We start from the raw sequence: 14217 nt of genomic DNA on the forward strand, positions 1-14217 counted from the left end.
AGCACGCAATAAACAGAACTAGTACTAAAGTCTGCTGCTAGCCATATTTTTTCAGAAAAATCTTGACTAGAACCCTTAAAACTAGATAAAATAATACTTATTGCTTACAACATGCTGAGAATCATTATCATAATTGACGAGGAAATGAGAGGGTGACAAGATGGAGCGCCTTTTAGAGGTAAAAGACTTAGCGATATCATTCAAAACACACGGCGGAGAAGTGCAAGCAATCCGTGGTGTTAGCTTCCATGTAGATAAAGGTGAAACTCTAGCGATTGTTGGGGAGTCAGGTTCCGGTAAAAGTGTAACCTCACAAGCAGTTATGAAGCTAGTTCCTACTCCACCAGGTGAATATAAACGCGGACAGATTCTTTTCGATGGACAAGATTTGATTGGCAAGACTGAGAAGCAGATGCAGAAAATTCGTGGTAAAGAGATCGGTATGATCTTCCAAGATCCGATGACCTCACTGAATCCGATGATGAAGGTCGGTAGACAAATTACTGAAGTGCTGCTCAAACATGAGAATATTTCCAAGGCTGATGCGAATAAACGTGGGATTGAGCTTCTTAATCTTGTGGGTATTCCTTCACCAGAACGTCGCTTTAATCAATATCCACATGAATTTAGTGGTGGTATGCGTCAACGTGTAGTTATAGCAATGGCGCTTGCTGCGAACCCTAAACTTCTGATTGCGGATGAGCCGACTACAGCGCTCGACGTAACCATTCAGGCACAAATCCTTGATTTGATGAAAGAATTGCAGAAGAAGATTGATACGGCTATTATTTTTATCACCCATGATCTCGGGGTTGTAGCAAGAATGGCAGATCGCGTAGCAGTAATGTATGCCGGACAAATTGTTGAAATGGGAACAGCGGAAGAGATCTTCTATGATCCAAGACACCCATACACTTGGGGCTTGCTAGCTTCCATGCCAAGTTTGGAAAGCAAAGGATCTTTGCTCACAGCGATTCCAGGTACACCACCCGATCTGATCAAACCGCCAAAGGGTGATGCCTTTGCACTACGTAGCACTTATGCTATGCAGATCGACATGGAAAAAGAGCCACCTATGTATAAAGTTTCGGATACACATATGGTGAAGTCTTGGCTGTTGCATCCGATGGCTCCTAAGGTTGAGCCGCCGGAAGTCGTTAAGAAGAGACAACGCGTGCTTAAGAACACTTATCCAGAGCCTGTTTTAGTGGAAAATAACGCTAAATAAGCTGCTTAACTTATGTGAAATTCAAATTAATAACGTCAGGCCATTTCGATGGCTTGGCGTTTTTTTTATGGGAAAAAATTCACTACGATTTAAATGGATGTGAAATAATACGAACTTAATTAAATGAAAGGATAGACTTTTTTTTCGTTTCAAGATGAAAAGGCATACATAGGGGGTATAACAATGAGAAAAGCCGTATCGAACAATATTGAAGGGACCTACAAGAATAAGGGTGTCATTCTGAAGTCAGGTATGGCAGGTATTGGTGATGACGGAGAAATTTACGATGCCACTCAAAAGCCGAATGTAGTGGATCCTGATGTGTTTTTTGATAAAGAAGGAAAATTGTGGATGGTTTACGGTTCTTATTCCGGTGGTATTTTCATTATGGAACTAGATGCTAATACAGGATTCCCACTACCAGATCAAGGTTATGGCAAAAAGCTTCTTGGTGCGAATCATGCTCGGATAGAAGCCCCATATATGTTGTATAGTCCTGAAACGGATTACTACTATCTGTTCCTATCATATGGTGGTCTGACTGCAGATGGTGGATATAACATCTGTGTAGCTCGTTCAAAGACGCCGGATGGACCTTTCGAAGATTCAGAGGGTCAGGATATGATTAATGCACAAGGATCGCCTACCGTATTGTTCGATGATCCAGCATATGCTCCTTACGGAGTTAAACTAATGGGGAATTCGAATTCCTGAATACGGATGACGAGCTGCCAGTGAGTGGTGAAGGATATGTATCACCAGGTAATAACTCAGCATTTTATGATGAAGAGAATGGCAAGTATTATCTGATTCAATTGACGAAGAGTGGTAAGATCAAGGGCGCTGTAAAGGGGAAGTGGAAGCTTATCGATGATCCTACTTCAGAGCTTACTATTGACGGTTCTACTTATAAAGGTGTGTTCCAGAAAGAGTGGAATGAAGCTACAGCAAGTAATGGGGTTCCAATTAGTCCTGAGAATGACTAAGCTGGAACCTCATTTTATTTATGAACGGTCAGTCTTCAAACTTCCGAATTACAATGACAGCATTATGCCCACCGAAACCAAAGGAGTTAGACATTCCTATATTAAGATCAGTTTTTCGCGCAATGTTCGGGACATAATCTAGATCACAGATGGAATCCTTGATCTCTTGATTAATAGTAGGGGGAATGATTCCTTCTTGTATACTCTTAATCAGGGCTATGGCCTCTAGGCCACCAGCCGCCCCTAAAGCGTGTCCGATCATAGACTTATTAGCTGTTATAGGAATCCGATGCGCTTGATCGCCGAATAACTTCTTTATCGCAAGAGTTTCGGAGCGGTCACCTACTACTGTACTTGTGGCATGAGCGCTGATTACATCCACATCATTAGGTTGGAGATTAGCTTCATTCAGTGCAAGCTTCATTGCCTGATAAGCACCGATTCCTTCCGGATGGGTAGCGACCATATGATAGGCATCAGAGCTGGCACCATAGCCGATGACCTCTTCGTGAATCTTGGCATTTCTACGCTGCGCGTGAGAGAGTGACTCCAGAATGACAATGCCTCCTCCTTCCCCGATGACAAATCCGTCCCGCCCCCCGTCAAAAGGTCGACTCGCCTTAATAGGCTCCTCATTTCGAGAGGATAAGGAGGTGGCATTGCCGAAACTGGCTAAGGAGATTTCAGTAATGGCTGCTTCTGATCCACCAGCAATTACTATGTCGGCACCACCATGACGGATCAACCGGAAGGCTTCACCGATCGCCGTATTCCCAATAGAGCAGGCAGTTACTGGAGACATCGTAGGACCTAAAGCTCCTAATTTAATGCTGATCATCGCCGCAGCCATATTGGAGATCATCATGGGAATTAAAGTGGGGCTGACCCGATCCGGTCCACGGCCCTTTAGCACACTCCCTTGCTCTATCAAGGTTTGAATCCCTCCAACGCCTGAGCCTACATATACACCGACTCGTTCCTTGTCAATCTGATCAAGCTGTAGACCGGAATGTGTCCACGCATCTTCAGCGGCTGCGAGTGCGAACTGACTAAATCTATCCATTCTGCGTGCCTCTTTACGGCCAAATCTGGCCTCCGCATCGAAATCATGCACAATTCCTGCAATCTTTGACTTAAAGTTAGAAGTATCAAATGAAGTGATTGGGGATATACCCGACTCACCAGAAACCAGACGATCCCAGAATTGATCTATTGTATTTCCAAGAGGCGAGATTAAGCCCATGCCTGTAATAACTACGCGTTCCATAATGATCCTCCTCGACTTGTGTATATTAGTATTTTTCCACTTATTTTATCCTATTACAAGTTATCGTTTATCCTAGTATAATTTGTACTATACTAAGAAATGTAACAGGGAGGAGAGTGAGCCTATGGCTAATCAGATGAGACTACAGGCATTATCAGATTTCTTAAAAGCACGCCGTGCAGCGATCTCACCCAGCTCTGTTGGACTGCCAGAAGGCACACGCAGGAGAACGCCTGGACTTCGCAGGGAAGAAGTTGCACAGCTAGCGGGGGTAAGCAGCACCTGGTATACGTGGCTAGAACAGGGTAGGGATATAAAAGTTTCGTCATCGGTTCTGGACTGTATTGCGACTTCACTCAGGCTGACTCCGGATGAGCGGAAGTATCTTTTTGCACTAGCACTAGAAACAGGAACGGGAAACGTTCTATTTCAGCAAGATGAATCCTCTGTAATCAGTCCTTCTCTTCAGAAAATATTACAAGAGCTTAAGACTTGTCCTACGATTATTTCGGACCGACGCTGCGGGATTGTAGGTTGGAATGAGGCTGCAGCACATGTGTTTCTCGATTTCTCTAAGCTACCAATCGAAGAGAGAAACATGATTCGTTTATTATTTGTTCGCAAGGAGTTCAGACGTTTAGCCGTAAATTGGGCACAATTCGTAAGTGGTTATCTTTCCATTTTCAGAGCTTATTACGGACAATATGTAGAGGATCGTTGGTACGATGAATTCATTGAGGAATTAAAAGGGCTGCATCCGGATTTTAATGAAATGTGGGAACAAAGTCGGGTAAGTTCTGCTCCAGATGTTCTACTCGAATTTAGACATGCCAAGGCAGGAAAGATGTTATTTCATTTAACCTCGCTACAGGTTCATGGCAGTGCCGATTTACGTTGTAGTATTTATACTCCTGCCCCAGATTCGAATACTGAACTTAAGCTGCAGCAGCTTATGGAACATACGATAAAGTAACAAAGATAGTAAAATTAAATATTATGTGTTTTTGGTCAATCTATTCGTCCAAGCATCTTCTTATAGATCTCATAAAATAGAGTATCACAATTAAGGAGATGAGATTATTGGCCAAAACAATTATTGATTATAATGCAACCGTAGTAACACCTATTGCGAATGGTGTGAATATCCTTGTTCCAACCAGTCCTGCAGGTGTATCCATTGCGACCACTTCGGTCTTTATTGATCCTGCTAACCCAGCTTCTGCAACGAATAGAGTGGAATTGACTGCAACATTCGGATATCGTTCGATCGTGGGGGATCCAGAAATCATTATTCGTCTATGGCGTGCAGGCACCGAAATTTATTATGCACTAGCAGGAGATGCATTTAATGGTGATGACGAGTATTCACTTGTTTCTCTGCAAATGATAGAGCAAGCTCCTTTTGGCACGCAAAACTATCAATTAATAGTAGAGAATCGTAATGCAGCATCTACAGCACGAGTGATTGGTCCGATTACCTTCACTGCGATTGCTATCGGAGGCTAATTAGTAATAGATAAAAAAACACGAGGCCTCACATTTTGTGATGTTCCCGTGTTTTTTTATTTGTAGTTATATAATAATCCAAGCTAAGCATGGGTCTTTTTGCTATAAATCCGGCACAATATCAATCCGAACAGCATACCGATAAATGACATTACGGATATCGTTAAGTATAGGGCCTTACCACCAAAGGCTTCATATAATGCTCCGCCAGCATAAGAAGCGAGAATGCCTGATACACCGAAGAACAGCAGCGCCAGTACAGTTTGACCCGTAGCACGCCATTCCTCAGGCACAATACTATACAGATATTGAATAGCTGCGGAGTAGAATACCGGGAAGGTAAGGATTTGAAGAATCTGTAGATAAGCTAGCAAATGCGGATCAGTAATCCAAGCTGAAATAAAGAATCGAAGAAAATAAAAGGCACCGGAAATCGAAATAATGATTAACTCTTTTCCTTTTCGCAACCACCAAAAGCTTAGGGCAAAAACAATAATTTCACTCATTGCGGCGATAAAGAAAGATTGACCTACTAATTCAGGACTGCCACCAAGCTCGCGGATATAAACACCAAGAAACGTATCGTTCATTCGTGCAGGAACGGAGCTAATAAATATGAGCACTAGAAACAGCAGTGTTTCTTTGTTACTAAGAAAATGCTTCAGGCTGTCAAGTGTAACCGGTTTACCGGTGACTGGAGCATCTGGCATGAACCAGCTGACTATAAAGCTTGTAAGGCTAATCGCAACGAACAACATGGCCATCCCATGGGAGCCGAAAAAACTCATCACATAACCTGTGAGCAAGGCCATTACACCGTACCCCAGCGCACCGTATGTACGTATGGACCCGTAGCTGATTCCAGCTGCCTCGGAGATCTGGAAATTCAAGCTTTCAGCTAGCGGATCGATAGGCATCAAGAAGAAATAGAGCAGCATAGTAAAAAGAATAAGTCCCACATAGCTGCTGGAATCGAATAGAAAGTATCCCGTCACCGCAGAACATAACAGTAGAACTAGTAGTACTTTGCGGATCGTTCTTGTTTTGTCACTGATCATCCCCCATAAGGGTTGAGCGATAATGGTAACAAAACCTCCAGTACCAATAATGAATCCAATTTGCGCCGGGTTTAGACCCTGCTCACCTAGATAGACTGGCAGAAAAGGAATAAACATAGCCAGTAGCGCAAAATACAAAAAGTTAAACCCTCGTAATAGTGTTGGTGCATTCATAAGTCTCTTTACCTCACATATTAAATAAAATTTGTTTAGAGTCAATTTGGTTATTGTATCATGGATGTTGAATGATTAGGATATAAATCTATGATAAACTGAAAATAATTAAAGCAAAATGCAAGGAGAAAAGTCAATGATAAAGCTGGTATCTTGGAATGTTAATGGCCTTCGGGCATGTGTCAAAAAAGGGTTTAATGACTATTTCAAAGAAGCAGAAGCAGATATTTTCTGTGTTCAAGAGACGAAGTTGCAAGAAGGGCAAATTACTTTAGAGCATGCCGAGGAATATGATCAATATTGGAATTACGCAGTGAAAAAGGGCTATTCAGGCACGGCAGTGTTCACCAAAATCAAACCGATCTCTGTGAGATATGGGATGGAAGAAGATGAAGAAGCGGAAGGTCGGATCATTACATTAGAGTTCGAACATTTTTATCTGGTCAATGTCTATACACCTAATGCCAAACGAGATCTGACTCGATTGGAATATAGAATGGAATGGGAAGACCGCTTCCGCAATTATCTCTTAGAGCTGGACAAGCGTAAACCAGTTGTTGTCTGCGGAGACCTAAACGTAGCCCATGAGGATATTGATATCAAGAATGCAAAGGCTAACCGAGGTAACTCCGGTTTTACCGATGAAGAGAGAGGGAAAATGAATACGCTGCTAGAGTCCGGCTTCATAGATACGTTTAGATATCTTCACCCAGAACTAGAAGGAGTATACTCGTGGTGGTCTTATATGCCGAAGGTGAGAGAGCGGAATGTAGGCTGGCGGATTGATTATTTCTTAGCTTCTTCTAGACTTGCGCCTAATGTACTTGATGCTCAAATCGATTGTCATATCATGGGCAGTGATCATTGCCCAGTAATCTTGAAACTTGCTGATTTTACGAACTAAATAAAGAGAGTTAAGGCCGCTAAGTTCCTGAGAGAGGACGAAGCGGCCTTTATTTTATGAAAGTAAACCTATTGTGTATTAAATTCTGCCAACGATCTCAACGAATTCAAGCGGGCCCATATTTACATTTAGCCGCTGCTTAAGGATTAGCATGTTCTCTAGAATTTTAATATCAAGTGTAATCAAGAAAGGCATTTCAACAAACAGCAAGGATAATAGAAGCTGATCTTCTGCAGACCAAGTAAAGCTGGACATGATCCGGTTCGTAGAAGACTCAAGGATATGTGCAAAGCTTTCGACCCATTGCCCTCGGCCAAGACGAATAACTTTTTGCTCACCATGCTCATCTACTAAAGTAAGTTCAGCTTCGTTGTTGTTAAAAGATATGGATAAGGTAGCTAGTGAAAATTGGTTGTTTTCGAACTTAAATGTTTGGCCGTTGATTTGCTCTTCTAGAATAGATGACAGTTGCAATTGTGGAGGATCAATGGATAAATTCTGTAATTTGTCAATCAAATTGGCTGTTGATGTTTGATCTTCCTGAAGGGGGGCTTCCTTCATGTTGGGTAGTAGATGCTCCCACACTTCATTCAATATACCCTGAATACTATTTGTTCCGGCAGTGATAGCAACTACAGCATCTTTTTCTGGAAGCACGATACAGATTTGACCGAATGCACCGTCTGCCCGGTAAGCTCCGTGCTGGCATTGCCAGAATTGATATCCATAGCCCATCGTCCAGTCATGATCGCCTTCGCCATTTGAAATGCGTTTAGAAGTGGCTTCATAGATCCACTCCTCAGGCAGAAGACGCTGATGATTCCAGATGCCTTTCTGCAAGTATAGCTGACCGAATTTAGCGATATCCTCTGTGGTTATGTTTAAACCGAATCCGCCTGTGTTGATTCCACGTGGACATGATTCCCAAGTTGCACCACGGATGCCAAGAGGCGTGAAGAGTCGTGGTTCTAAATATTTTAGCAGCGTTTCGCCGGTGACCTTTTGAAGAATTGCGGATAACATGTAAGTAGCGCCGGTATTATAGAGAAAGTGCGTTCCAGGTTCTTTTTCCACAGGGACCGTGAAGAAGGCTTTCACCCAATTTCCATCTGCACTTTGATGAAGTGAATCCATAGTATCCACGACTTGCCCTGTTCCCATCATCAATAGATGCTTAATGCTCATCTTGGATAAATTGTCCGTAATCTCTTCAGGTACATCTTCCGGGAAAAATGAAATGACCGAATCGTCGAGCGTGATTAACTTTTCTGTAACCGCAAGTCCGATAGCGGTTGAGGTGAAGCTTTTGCTAAGGGAAAATAACATATGTGGAAGGTCAGACTTATAAGGAGACCACCAACCTTCAGAGATCACATAACCATGCCGAAGGAACATAAAGCTGTGCAGACCTAAATTTTGATTCTCTACTGCACTAATAAAGTTGGATATTGCGGCTGATGAAATGCCCTGCTCTTCTGGAAGACTTCTAGTTAACTGCAAGCTACTTGTAGTTTCCATTCATTCATCTCCTAAATTTTGAGAATCCTTACCTTCCTATTCTATTATAAATTCCAATCTATAAACACCATATAAAAGAGAGCATTTTTAATCTTCTATAGGGCTGCTGTTTGAGGCATCGGAGATACGTCTTTTCTCTGGCCATGAAATAACATGCGAGGTTCGGCTCAATTTCTCATAAATTAGCTGATCGTCTTTTTTGAATATCTTAATGACCAAATGAATAAAGAAAGCTAGGTCTACCAGTAGAACAAGGAGATGAACAATCATATTCCATATGGATGACAGGTGTCCCGTCACGGCAGAATTGATGAGGAGAACGTGAACTCCAAGCATCACCCAATATAGCAGACCATATCTGATCAAAAGAGCCCAGAAAGATGCCCGATTACAGCTGTTCGTTACCCGAATACGTACAATCCATTTGCCTAAAGTCCGCCCACCTGTGAGAGATGGAATTAGCATGAAGTAAATACCTGTTGCAATCCAGAAAGCACTTCTTATATCGAATCCATAAAGTACACCGAATCCAATGATCCACACCATACTATCGATGAGAAAAGCAATCCCTCTGCGGGTGTAGGAGACTCTTTTGGCAGATCGATCGATATTCGTATCCAGTTGTTCTATACGTGGCAGCAACCCGTTGATCCAAATGGCAATTCGAAATCCAAAGATACCTCCCAGAGTGTTGGTAATTAGATCATCGACATCAAATAGACGGTAGGGATGGTCAAAGAATCCGTAGATACCTGTAACCTGAGTGATCTCAAAGGATAACGAAAGAAAAAAGGACAATAGAATACACACGCCCCAACGCGTTCGAAAATAATAGCCCAGAAACATTCCAAACGGCACAGTCATAGCGATGTTAAATATAACTTGTAAAAAAGCGGGTTCACGCAGTATCGACCAGTAAGTTGAGATCTGATCAGGTATGATCGATGAACCATCCACTATATCTTGTATGAATTGTAGAGGGTTGAGCTGAAAGATACTTCCAGAAGGTGCCACATTGTGCCGGGATGAAGGTAATGGCAGCAAAACGAGAAAATAAGCGTTCATCAGATAGAGCAGCAGTAAGTATAGGATTAAGGCTCTAAGCTTATGGATATAGCCGTGTCTACGGTATTGAACGATGAGAAAAGGTAGTGTGAAGATCAGCGCTGCTATAGGAAACATCATGAACGCATAAGAAATAGGGAATACATACGAATGAAACATAGGTCACCTGCCGTAGAATTTTTTTTTGTAAAAAGAATTGATTGTCACTAGTAAATTAGCTTTACCGGCTCATTATAAAATTTTATGATAGGGAACTCAACTTATTTATTCCACGCATCCGGCATACACATGTCTATAGAGGAGCGTGAAGATGATGGAGAAAAAGGTGCAGCAGTATTATCGACTGAAGCAAAAGCAAAAGGAAATCGAAAAAGAATTGGCGGATCTTCGTCAAGACATTCTAAGTTATTGTAGTGAGCAAGGGGCAACTGAGGCTGAAATCGGAAGCTACAAAGTGAAGCTAGTGCTGCAAAATCGCAAAGAATATGATGATCTGAAGTTATATGAAACCTTGTCAGACCCCGAAGTGTGGCGTATGCTCTCGAAATCAGACCCGGCGAAGGTGGCAAGTTTGACCAAGCTAAACGTAATCTCAGAGGACAAGATTATGCATACCTATTCTTTAAAGACCGTAACTTTGCTGCAGGTGGATAAAAAATAAGGGTTTACATGAGCGGTCCCTTAATGGGGGCCGCTTTATTTTATCGAATCGCAACTCTTAGCATTTTGCGTTAAAATAAGAAGTGAAGCTGACCGTCTGCTAATTAAGGAGCTCCGGTGCTTTGGTGCGACAGTAAAGCGACCATAGAGATGGAGGAAAAGAAATCATGAAAGATTTTGATGTAATGTTAGAGAAATATGCGAACCTGGTTGTAAAAGTAGGGGTAAATGTACAGCCTGGACAAGTCTTAATGGTGCATGCACCTATTGAAACTGCAGAGCTTACTCGCTTGATTGTAGGTAAAGCCTATGAAGCAGGAGCAAAATATGTAATTGTTGATTGGGACGATGAAGCGACTACACGTATTCGTTACGAAAAAGCTCCAGAAGATTCCTTTGATTACTATCCACAGTGGCAAGCAGAAATGATGGAGAAGTTTGCGGAAGAGAACGGCGCCATCTTACATATTAAAGTACCAGATCCGGAATTGTTCAATGGTATTGATTCTTCCAAAGTATCAAGAGCGGTTAAAGCGGCAGCTGTTGCTCGTAAGAACTACTCCAAATATACTCGTAATAGTAAAATCAGCTGGTCCCTCGTCAAGGCTCCAACGCGTGCTTGGGCGAACAAGGTGTTTGCCGATCTTCCAGAGGAAGAGCGAGTGGAGGCAATGTGGGAAGCGGTATTCCAGATGAATCGTGTAGGTAGCGATGATCCGGTAGCCGCTTGGAGAGAACATATCGGTCAATTGAAAGAAAGTCAGGATAGAATGAACGCTAAGCGTTATCAAAGCCTGCATTACCGCGCTCCGGGAACGGATCTACATGTGGAACTTCCGGAAGGCCATCTATGGCGTGGAGGCGGCGGAGAGAATGATCAGGGCGTCTATTTCGTGGCTAATATGCCAACAGAAGAGATTTATTCTATGCCCCATCGTACAGGAGTTAACGGTACGGTAAGAAGCACACTCCCACTGAATCTGAACGGACGTCTGGTCGAAGGACTTTCATTTACTTTTAAAGATGGAAAAGTAGTAGCATATGAAGCTGAATCCGGACGTGAGCATCTGACCTCGCTGCTGGAAACGGATGAAGGCGCGTCCTATTTAGGAGAAGTGGCCCTGGTACAGCATGATTCTCCCATCTCACGTCTGAACCGGATTTTCTATAATACCGGGATTGATGAGAATGCCTCCTGCCATTTCGCGTTGGGAAGTGCCTATCCTGTCAATATTGAAGGCGGCACAAAGCTTACGAATGAAGAGCTTGTGGCACGAGGTGCTAATGTCAGCTTAACGCATGTCGATTTTATGATTGGCTCTGCTGAGCTGGATATTGATGGAGAGTTAGCAGATGGCACGATTGAACCGGTATTCCGTATGGGAAATTGGGTGCTGTAAGGTATAAATTTAAGGTCGTAATCTCGCTTTAGGAGGTTGCGGCCTTTTTCTTTGGTGAAAGGATTTATGTAATAGAAAGTATTTTAATTGCCATGTATTATCGGTTAGGGTTGTGTCCTTTTTATAAACTGGTAAGCTTATAGTAGACCTTCTTTCTAGAAGGCCTATATTGTTATGCAAAGGAGACTTCAGCCATGAATCATATGCCTTTACTAGTTGTTAGAGATGGACGGATTGCTGATGGGAGGGAAATCTACTATGAGCCATAGCTTTTTTGGAACAGGTCGAGGAGAAAGGGGAAGTAAAATGGATATTAGAGAAGTGGATTTGCCTGGTATTGGTCGTAAATACTGCATAAACACACGCTCGGGAGAGAGCTTAACCATTGTGATTCATAATGATGAACGGCGTGAATTGTATCATGTGACCGATGGAGGTAACGAAACCCTGTCCAATGTGACGTTGGATGATGAAGAGTCAAGAACTGTATCGGCAATACTTGCTGGTATTACTTATAAGCCTAAGGCAGTCGAAGTCGAGGAGAGTTTGTTTGAGGACCTGATTGTAGACTGGCTCAGGATTAATCCTTCTTGTCCTTTGATTGGTAGAACCATAGGGGAACTTGAGATCAGAGAACGTACGGGCGCAGCGATCATCGCTGTTGTAGAAGCGGACAAACGTAAAGTCCTAAACCCTGGTCCAGAGTATTGCTTCAAGGAGGGATCGACGCTTGTAGCTGCAGGTGATGCGAAGCAATTTAATACCCTGAAGCGGTTGATGTCAGAGGATGCTCTAATTAAATAATACTTTCTCAAAAAAACAGCCGGAGCGCTCTTCAATAGAGAGTCCGGCGTTTTTATTGTTTATACTGATCACTTTTATTTTGAAAAATAATTAAGGCACATGGCCTCACGTACTTCTTTCATCGTTTCTTGTGCGATGTCGCGGGCACGTTTAGTTCCGGATAATAAGATATCCTCAACAACCTTGGGTCTAGCAGCATAATAGGAGCGACGCTCACGCATAGGTTCAATTAGCTGGTCTAGAGCCGTCGTGATAAGCTGCTTGCAGGCAGAACAACTTATACTGCCGCTTTCGCAACCTTCGCGAATTTCTGGGGCGCTATGTGAACGGAAAGCGCGGTGATAAGCATAAATGGGACAAATATCTGGATGCCCAGGATCATTTTTATGAACACGGGCTGGGTCGGTTGTGGCTTTACGGATCTTGAAGGTGATCTCTTCCTTCGTGGAGTCCAGCTCGATGGCATTGCCAAGGCTTTTACTCATTTTAGCGTTTCCATCTGTTCCCACTAGTCTTGGCGTCTCGCTGATGAGCGCTCTGGGCTCCACAAGGATGGGGCTGTACAACTCGTTGAATCTACGTACGATTTTGCGAGTTAACTCCAGATGGGGGAGCTGGTCTTCTCCTACAGGAATAATCGTCGCTTTACAAAATGTTATATCCGCAGCCTGACTAACTGGATAACCAAGAAAACCGTAGTACAGCTCATCTAAGCTGGAATTCTTCGATTCGGCTTTAATTGTAGGATTGTGCCGCAACGAATTCACAGTGACAAACATGGAGAATAGGACGGTCAGCTCAGCGATCTCTGGGATCATGGATTGAATAAATATTGTAGCTTTATCCGGATTTATACCCGCTGATAAATAGTCTAATGTGATTTCATTCAAGTTTTGACCAAGGAGTTGAGGCCGATCAAAGTGAGTCGTTAGCGCTTGAATATCTGCTAGAAACACAAAAGTATCATATTGCTCCTGTAGCGCCACTCGGTTCTGTAAGCTGCCCACGTAATGGCCAAGGTGAAGCTTTCCAGTCACTCGATCTCCAGTTAATACACGTTCTTTTATCATTTAAATTCCTCCTGTTTTGTTGCTTCTGATTAACATTGAGTCGCCACCACCAGCCATCATCCATGGCCATCACCTCCTTTAAATGACAAAAAAACCTCATCCAATAAGGACGAAGTTGTCGTGGTACCACCTTAAATGATCGCGTCACCACCATACGTTTCGTTGGCTTTACGATCTTCTCTTACCTGTACGAAAGAGGGTTATAAATGATCTCGGATACAGGTCCCTTGATAACGGCGGGAATCCCGGCTATCCCTACAACATCCTAACAAGATGGTTCGGAAGAGCAACTCTAAAGGCCATTCGATCAAGCGCTGGACACCGGTTCGCAGCAACCACCGGCTCTCTGAAGTCCATGTTCGGTTGTCTACTTACCCTTTGTCAGCGTTGTTCATGATATTTGGATTATTATAATTCTGAAGAAGGATTCTGTCAATAGGTGGAAACTAGATAGTGATAGACGAAGTATCTAGGTTTATATGATCTAGCAAGGTATAACTTAAATTGTATATAATCATCAGGAATTAAGTCCAATCTATCACTTCGGGTTTTCAATATAATACTGTATAACCTTGAA

At 42.8% G+C, this 14217-nt stretch carries 12 protein-coding genes, 1 pseudogene and 1 other annotated feature; of the genes and pseudogenes, 8 read left to right on the forward strand and 5 right to left on the reverse strand.

Annotation, left to right across the window (positions count from 1 at the left end; genetic code table 11):
• The first annotated feature begins 160 nt into the window (after positions 1 to 160).
• Both MHH52_RS12000 and MHH52_RS12005 read left to right on the forward strand, forming a co-directional pair.
• On the forward strand, positions 161 to 1228 hold the full coding sequence (locus MHH52_RS12000) for an ABC transporter ATP-binding protein (protein WP_340008798.1): 1068 nt from the start codon (positions 161 to 163) through the stop codon (positions 1226 to 1228).
• Between the two features lie 192 nt (positions 1229 to 1420).
• Positions 1421 to 2214, forward strand: a pseudogene (locus MHH52_RS12005) (glycoside hydrolase family 43 protein); the annotation flags it as partial.
• 28 nt (positions 2215 to 2242) lie between these two features.
• Here MHH52_RS12005 and fabF read toward each other — a convergent pair.
• Positions 2243 to 3481, reverse strand: a complete 1239-nt coding sequence (gene fabF / locus MHH52_RS12010) for a beta-ketoacyl-ACP synthase II (RefSeq protein ID WP_340008799.1) — start codon at positions 3479 to 3481, stop codon at positions 2243 to 2245.
• A 124-nt stretch (positions 3482 to 3605) separates the two neighbouring features.
• Here fabF and MHH52_RS12015 point away from each other — a divergent pair, with 124 nt between their 5' ends.
• Both MHH52_RS12015 and MHH52_RS12020 read left to right on the forward strand, forming a co-directional pair.
• The gene (locus MHH52_RS12015) at positions 3606 to 4454 is read left to right on the forward strand and encodes a helix-turn-helix transcriptional regulator (RefSeq protein ID WP_340008801.1); all 849 of its coding nucleotides are present in this window, start codon (positions 3606 to 3608) and stop codon (positions 4452 to 4454) included.
• Positions 4455 to 4561: 107 nt separating this feature from the next.
• Complete coding sequence (locus tag MHH52_RS12020) at positions 4562 to 4987, forward strand: hypothetical protein (protein ID WP_313638353.1); 426 nt, start codon at positions 4562 to 4564, stop codon at positions 4985 to 4987.
• Positions 4988 to 5070: 83 nt separating this feature from the next.
• On the opposite strand, the gene MHH52_RS12025 is transcribed toward MHH52_RS12020, so the two are convergent.
• Positions 5071 to 6219 carry an MFS transporter gene (locus tag MHH52_RS12025; RefSeq protein WP_340008803.1) on the reverse strand — a complete coding sequence of 383 codons (1149 nt, stop codon included), beginning with the start codon at positions 6217 to 6219 and terminating at the stop codon, positions 5071 to 5073.
• Between the two features lie 139 nt (positions 6220 to 6358).
• On the opposite strand from MHH52_RS12025, the gene MHH52_RS12030 reads away from it, so the two are divergent.
• Positions 6359 to 7123 carry an exodeoxyribonuclease III gene (locus MHH52_RS12030; protein WP_340009605.1) on the forward strand — a complete coding sequence of 255 codons (765 nt, stop codon included), beginning with the start codon at positions 6359 to 6361 and terminating at the stop codon, positions 7121 to 7123.
• A 78-nt stretch (positions 7124 to 7201) separates the two neighbouring features.
• On the opposite strand, the gene MHH52_RS12035 is transcribed toward MHH52_RS12030, so the two are convergent.
• Both MHH52_RS12035 and MHH52_RS12040 read right to left on the reverse strand, forming a co-directional pair.
• Positions 7202 to 8641, reverse strand: a complete 1440-nt coding sequence (locus MHH52_RS12035; RefSeq protein WP_340008805.1) for a serine hydrolase — start codon at positions 8639 to 8641, stop codon at positions 7202 to 7204.
• An 87-nt stretch (positions 8642 to 8728) separates the two neighbouring features.
• Positions 8729 to 9865: a VanZ family protein gene (locus MHH52_RS12040; RefSeq protein ID WP_340008807.1), complete on the reverse strand. Its 1137-nt coding sequence runs from the start codon at positions 9863 to 9865 to the stop codon at positions 8729 to 8731.
• A 154-nt stretch (positions 9866 to 10019) separates the two neighbouring features.
• Between MHH52_RS12040 and MHH52_RS12045 the strand changes: the two genes are divergently transcribed.
• The 3 genes from MHH52_RS12045 (at position 10020) to MHH52_RS12055 (ending at position 12570) form a co-directional block, all read left to right on the forward strand.
• A complete protein-coding gene (locus MHH52_RS12045) occupies positions 10020 to 10367 on the forward strand; it encodes a hypothetical protein (RefSeq protein WP_340009607.1) in 348 nt (115 codons plus the stop codon).
• A gap of 166 nt (positions 10368 to 10533) precedes the next feature.
• The gene (locus tag MHH52_RS12050) at positions 10534 to 11766 is read left to right on the forward strand and encodes an aminopeptidase (protein WP_340008808.1); all 1233 of its coding nucleotides are present in this window, start codon (positions 10534 to 10536) and stop codon (positions 11764 to 11766) included.
• A gap of 258 nt (positions 11767 to 12024) precedes the next feature.
• Positions 12025 to 12570 carry a cation:proton antiporter regulatory subunit gene (locus tag MHH52_RS12055; protein ID WP_340008810.1) on the forward strand — a complete coding sequence of 182 codons (546 nt, stop codon included), beginning with the start codon at positions 12025 to 12027 and terminating at the stop codon, positions 12568 to 12570.
• Positions 12571 to 12644: 74 nt separating this feature from the next.
• Here the strand turns inward: MHH52_RS12055 and trpS are convergent, their stop codons facing one another.
• Positions 12645 to 13640 carry a tryptophan--tRNA ligase gene (trpS, locus tag MHH52_RS12060; RefSeq protein ID WP_340008811.1) on the reverse strand — a complete coding sequence of 332 codons (996 nt, stop codon included), beginning with the start codon at positions 13638 to 13640 and terminating at the stop codon, positions 12645 to 12647.
• A gap of 102 nt (positions 13641 to 13742) precedes the next feature.
• Positions 13743 to 14034 (reverse strand) — a binding site (T-box leader).
• Positions 14035 to 14217: the final 183 nt, after the last annotated feature.

It is taken from the genome of Paenibacillus sp. FSL K6-0276 (genome assembly GCF_037977235.1).
In the GTDB taxonomy this organism is placed as follows: Bacteria; Bacillota; Bacilli; order Paenibacillales; family Paenibacillaceae; genus Paenibacillus_AQ.

Bases quoted from the DNA above. Each gene is read 5' to 3' on its own strand.
- MHH52_RS12040 (WP_340008807.1), bottom strand. From the start codon at position 9,865: ATGTTTCATTCGTATGTATTCCCTATTTCTTATGCGTTCATGATGTTT.
- fabF (WP_340008799.1), bottom strand. From the start codon at position 3,481: ATGGAACGCGTAGTTATTACAGGCATGGGCTTAATCTCGCCTCTTGGA.
- MHH52_RS12050 (WP_340008808.1), top strand. From the start codon at position 10,534: ATGAAAGATTTTGATGTAATGTTAGAGAAATATGCGAACCTGGTTGTA.
- MHH52_RS12045 (WP_340009607.1), top strand. From the start codon at position 10,020: ATGGAGAAAAAGGTGCAGCAGTATTATCGACTGAAGCAAAAGCAAAAG.
- MHH52_RS12015 (WP_340008801.1), top strand. From the start codon at position 3,606: ATGGCTAATCAGATGAGACTACAGGCATTATCAGATTTCTTAAAAGCA.
- MHH52_RS12055 (WP_340008810.1), top strand. From the start codon at position 12,025: ATGAGCCATAGCTTTTTTGGAACAGGTCGAGGAGAAAGGGGAAGTAAA.
- MHH52_RS12000 (WP_340008798.1), top strand. From the start codon at position 161: ATGGAGCGCCTTTTAGAGGTAAAAGACTTAGCGATATCATTCAAAACA.
- MHH52_RS12025 (WP_340008803.1), bottom strand. From the start codon at position 6,219: ATGAATGCACCAACACTATTACGAGGGTTTAACTTTTTGTATTTTGCG.
- trpS (WP_340008811.1), bottom strand. From the start codon at position 13,640: ATGATAAAAGAACGTGTATTAACTGGAGATCGAGTGACTGGAAAGCTT.
- MHH52_RS12035 (WP_340008805.1), bottom strand. From the start codon at position 8,641: ATGGAAACTACAAGTAGCTTGCAGTTAACTAGAAGTCTTCCAGAAGAG.